We start from the raw sequence: 4,602 nt of genomic DNA, 5'->3' as shown, positions 1-4,602 counted from the left end.
CCGCCGACAGCGACTGGATGCCGGTAGAACTCCCAGCCACCGTCTTGCTGGAGGCTAGCCAGCCACCGCAGACACAGATTCAGCACCTATTGGAGGAGATAGGGAGGCTCCCGATGTGATCAACTGAATTTTCCTGCCGAGAGATTAGTTCCGATAGAGAGGACGAACTGTACTTCAGAGAAAAATTCTCGGCCTGAGGATGATGATAATAGACGACCCGGCCCATCTGTATCTACTATGCCTGCTGGCTTAGTAAATCTACTCCGTCTGATCGCTAATCGTTGAAAATTCGTATTGACCGCAACTAGGTCAAAATATATCACTTTCTGTCCTTAGGCCGCATCCAGCCGTGTACGAATTAACAGGACGCTCTACTACGTATCGAGCGTTTGACCCGACTCACATCTCAAAAAATACTCAACGAAAAGGTAGTGGTTCTCGCAGGACTACGAAAAGATCCGTTCTTTATCTACTGATACCACGACACGAAAAGCGGCCAGTGACGAGTCGACCAGTTACAGTTTGTGAATACTGGATGTGACATCGGCACAGGAATGTTGTGCTATACTGCGAACGCGTGTCTTGCACGCGGGTGATGATAGCAGGTAGCTATTCAAACATATTAGAAGGAATAGTAATGTCTGCTGGACGTTTAGACTCGGTCATGGGGTGAATCAATACTATACCTGTGCCCGGGTGACATTGATTGTACCCCATTACCGTTACCACTCTAGCCCCCAAAGAAGTGGTTTCTTTCCCCCACCCCCTCGGTTTCCCCCTCCGACGTTAATCTTGAATTATCCTTTCTGTGTCAGTCAGTGCCACAATAAATGTTTTTTGGAGTACACTTCTAGTGTTTAGAACGGTAATCGAATTGCCGAGAGAGACTTTGCCCCCACAAAGGTGCCCCCGACTCTCTCGGCATTTTAAATTAAGAATGTCAGGCTAAAGCATTTCTCATATTATGATTTTTTGTACGTTGACCGCACCTACCGATCAATCCGTCAGGTATGCTAATCGATAAACGAGCTGTTGGTTCTTACGAAGTACAAAGTTTGACTTGCCGGTTGGCATGTCTCGATCACGAGGCGTGACTAACTAACCTCTCTGGATTCAATTAGAACGTCCTGTGCGAGATGGAATGCGGATCGGGCACTACGCAAGGTCGACATCAGTAAACTCGAATCGGGCTCCGCCGTCAGTCCCTTCAACAACTGCAACCTGCCAACCGTGGGCCTCACTGATCCGGTTGACGATTGTCAGCCCAAATCCGGTTCCACCGCTTGCTGAGGTATGGCCGGGCTCGAACACTGCCTCACGGGCGTCTTCAAGAATCCCTGGGCCAGTATCTTCGACGTAAAACCCGTGGTTATTGATTTGCCCGACCCGGATGGTCACGGTTGATCCGCCGTGTTCGAGTGCGTTCCGAAAGAGGTTCTCGAAGACGTGTTTTAGTCGGACCCGGTCACCAGCAATTGTGATATCGTCATTGATCTCGATGGCTGCCTCGTCCGTTCTGACGTTTTTCCAGCATTCGCCAATTATATTGACTAATTCTATCGGTTCCGGGTCCGAAACGACCAGTCCCTGTCTGGCGAGTGTGAGCGTATCGGCGACGATTTCTTCCATGCGGTCAAGTGACCTGATGATGGGGGCGAGATGTTCACTGTCGCAGTCAGTGGCGAGCAGTTCTGCCCGCCCACGTGCTATATTAAGTGGGTTTCGAAGGTCGTGGGACACTACGCTTGCGAAGTCGTCGAGTTGTTCCTTCTGGCTCCGGAGTTGACGTTCACGTTTAATTTGTTCGGTAATGTTTCGTGTGATACCGATAACCCCGGTCACCTCTCCGTTCGTAAAAACTGGTGTGAGAACTGTCTGCCAAAACCGTGCGCCTGATTCGACAGCAAGCTCTTCCTCATACGAAATCGGTTCACGAGCGTTGACACACCGGCGGTAGTTTGCGTTGAGGTCGGTTCCAATGTCTTCACCGAACACCTCCACCGGGGTTTTTCCCCGGACTTCGTCGGTCGTAATCCCTGTCTGTTCCTCATACGTACGATTCAGGCGTTCGAACTGGAAGACGTACTGCGCATTCTCCGAATTAACGGAAAGGAAAAAGATGCTATCTCCAACGGTCTGAAGAAGTGTTCTGTACTCTTCGGCAAGCACCTGAAACTGTAGCTCCTGTTGTTTTCGCTGAGAGATGTCACGGCTATTGACGAGGATGCCGTTTATATCTGGATCAGTGAGTTGGTTTTGCAGTGTTGCCTCAATCCAACACCATGATCCATCGGTTTGCCGGAACCGCGTCTCGATTATTTCGACCTCATCAGGGTTCGTTTGGACGTTCTCGATAGCTTCGGTCACGGCGTCACAGTCGTCGGGATGTTGATACTCATAGCCCATTTCTCCGACCAACTCCTCGGGATCGTATCCAAGCGTCAAAGTGACCGAAGGGCTGACGTACGTAATCGCACCATTTGAATCAATAATCGTCGTAATGTCTGAGATTTCTTCGACAAGCTTTCGATACAACTCGCTTTCCATATTAGGTCTACGACCGATCAATAGATAACATCTCTTGAGCAAGGAAGACGGGTCTGATAGATTCAACCTCTAAGTATAGCAATCTGTTCAAGTGATAACTTATGATTGCTCTCGTGTCTCGGTTCTATTTTCCTTCTCTCAGAAATAAGTTCCCCGAACTTTGGACTCTTCTTACAAAATACAAAGTTTGACTTAACGGTTAGCATGGGTAGATCACCGAGCGTGATCAACTAACCTATCTGGATTCTATCAGCACGTCGAGTGCAAGATACAACGCGCGAGTTCAGCATCTGGTCTGGCTCTGGCTAAAGACTCTAATAGTCTTGATTTCACCACTGGTCAGAAGAGCGACTGCAGAGTACTATTAAGTCTGACGGCCACGTATATATGGAAGTCATGAAACGGATCTTAGTTCCGTTGGATGGATCACCGGAATCTGAAGCAGCCCTCAGGGAAGCGTTCGATATCTTCTCAGAAGCGGAGATACACGCGTTTCACGTCGTTCAAGTTACTGAGTTCCCACAAGACACAACCAAATCGGCGTACGAACTCGCCGTCGAGAAGGGGAGAGAAATACTCACGCGGGCCGACGAAATCGCGGGCAAACACGATCGAGGAATCGAGACGCGGATGAAGGAAGGCCACGCCGCGAAAACGATCGTAAGATACGCCGAAGAGAACGATGTCGATCACATCGTTATAGGGAGTACAGGTCGGTCGGGAATGCCTAGGGTATTGCTTGGGAGCGTCGCCGAGTCGGTAGACGCCGGGCACCATGTCCCGTCGTAATTGTACGAGAAGATAGCGATGAGCGCGAGTCTACTGAAGAGTAACGATCCAGTTGTTCGGCTTCTGAGCGCACTTCTGCTGTATTCACGCTCTAAGTATTGTAATCACAAGAGGGAAGCGTAATGTATAGGAAGACGGGTGTTCCGGTATGCACGGCCAGCGCGTTCTCGTGACCGGCGGCGCGGGCTTTATCGGCTCGACCCTCGCAAACCGCCTCGCGGCCGACAACGAGGTGATCGTCGCCGACGACGCCTCGCTCGGCACGCCGGGGAACCTCTCGAACGGCGTGGAGTACGTCGAGACGTCGGTTCTCGACGACGACTATCCCGCCGACGTCAACGTCACCTTCCACTTCGCGGCACGCTCCTCGCGTGGGATGCACGAGGCTAACCCTCAGCGTGGCTGCCGCATCAACGTCGAGGGGTTCGTCAACACGGTCGAGCGGGTCCGCGAGCACGGCTGTGAGACCGTCGTCTACGCTTCGACGTCGTCGGTCTACGGCAGCCGAATCACCCCCTCGCCGGAGGATCTGTCGGTCGAGGCGCGGACGGCCTACGAGGCCTCGAAGCTCGCGCGGGAACGATACGCCGAGTACTACGCGAACCATCACGGGATGGCGATGGCCGGGCTCCGCTTCTTTTCGGTCTACCAGGGGTTCGGCGGCAACGAGAAACACAAAGGCGAGTACGCGAACACGATCGCCCAGTTCGCCGACGCGATCGCCCACGGGGAGGCTCCGCGAGTGTTCGGCGATGGAACACAGACGCGGGATTTCGTCCACGTCCAGGACGTGGTTCGGGCCTGCGAACTCGCTGCCGACCACGCACTCTCCGGGGTCTACAACGTCGGCACCGGCGAGCGCCACAGCTTCAACGAGATGATCGCGGCACTCAACGAGACCCTCGGGACGGCCGTCGACCCCGAGTACGTTCCCTGTCCCTTCGAGGACTACGTTCACGACACCTGTGCCGACGGCGCGACGTTCCAGGAGGCGACCGGCTGGGAACCGACCATCGGCTTCGAGGAGGGGATCGAACGCGTCTGTGAACCGTATCTCGAAGGGCCCCTGGAGTCGTAGCCTCGACAGTAGCCACACCGTTTATCGGGCGACCGAACTTTCGACGGTCCGCCCACGATCCCCGTACTTCCAAGTGAAGTGTGATTCTGAGTCAGTCGTTCGTGAATGAAAGCTGAGAAGTTATGCTCAAACTGTCGCAGTGCTGGTCAGCAGCACTGCTATCTCTCAGTTTTTTGGGAGAAAGGTGC

Annotated in this window: 3 protein-coding genes; 2 read left to right on the top strand and 1 reads right to left on the bottom strand. The window is 53.0% G+C overall.

The features are described from left to right. Window positions 1-1,155 precede the first annotated feature (1,155 nt). Window positions 1,156-2,547 (bottom strand): PAS domain-containing sensor histidine kinase, encoded by a 1,392-nt coding sequence (locus O2S87_RS18130; RefSeq protein WP_475410142.1) that lies wholly within the window; start codon window positions 2,545-2,547, stop codon window positions 1,156-1,158. A gap of 396 nt (window positions 2,548-2,943) precedes the next feature. Here O2S87_RS18130 and O2S87_RS18125 point away from each other — a divergent pair, with 396 nt between their 5' ends. After that, window positions 2,944-3,336 (top strand): universal stress protein, encoded by a 393-nt coding sequence (locus O2S87_RS18125; RefSeq protein WP_475410141.1) that lies wholly within the window; start codon window positions 2,944-2,946, stop codon window positions 3,334-3,336. A gap of 148 nt (window positions 3,337-3,484) precedes the next feature. After that, entirely contained in the window at window positions 3,485-4,414 is a 930-nt protein-coding gene (locus tag O2S87_RS18120) for an NAD-dependent epimerase/dehydratase family protein (protein ID WP_475410140.1), read from the top strand. The last annotated feature ends 188 nt before the right edge of the window (window positions 4,415-4,602 follow it).

It is taken from the genome of Halohasta sp. A2, assembly GCF_056175805.1.
The sequence above is the reverse complement of the archived record's forward strand: the minus strand, read 5'-3'. Positions and strand labels throughout refer to the sequence as shown.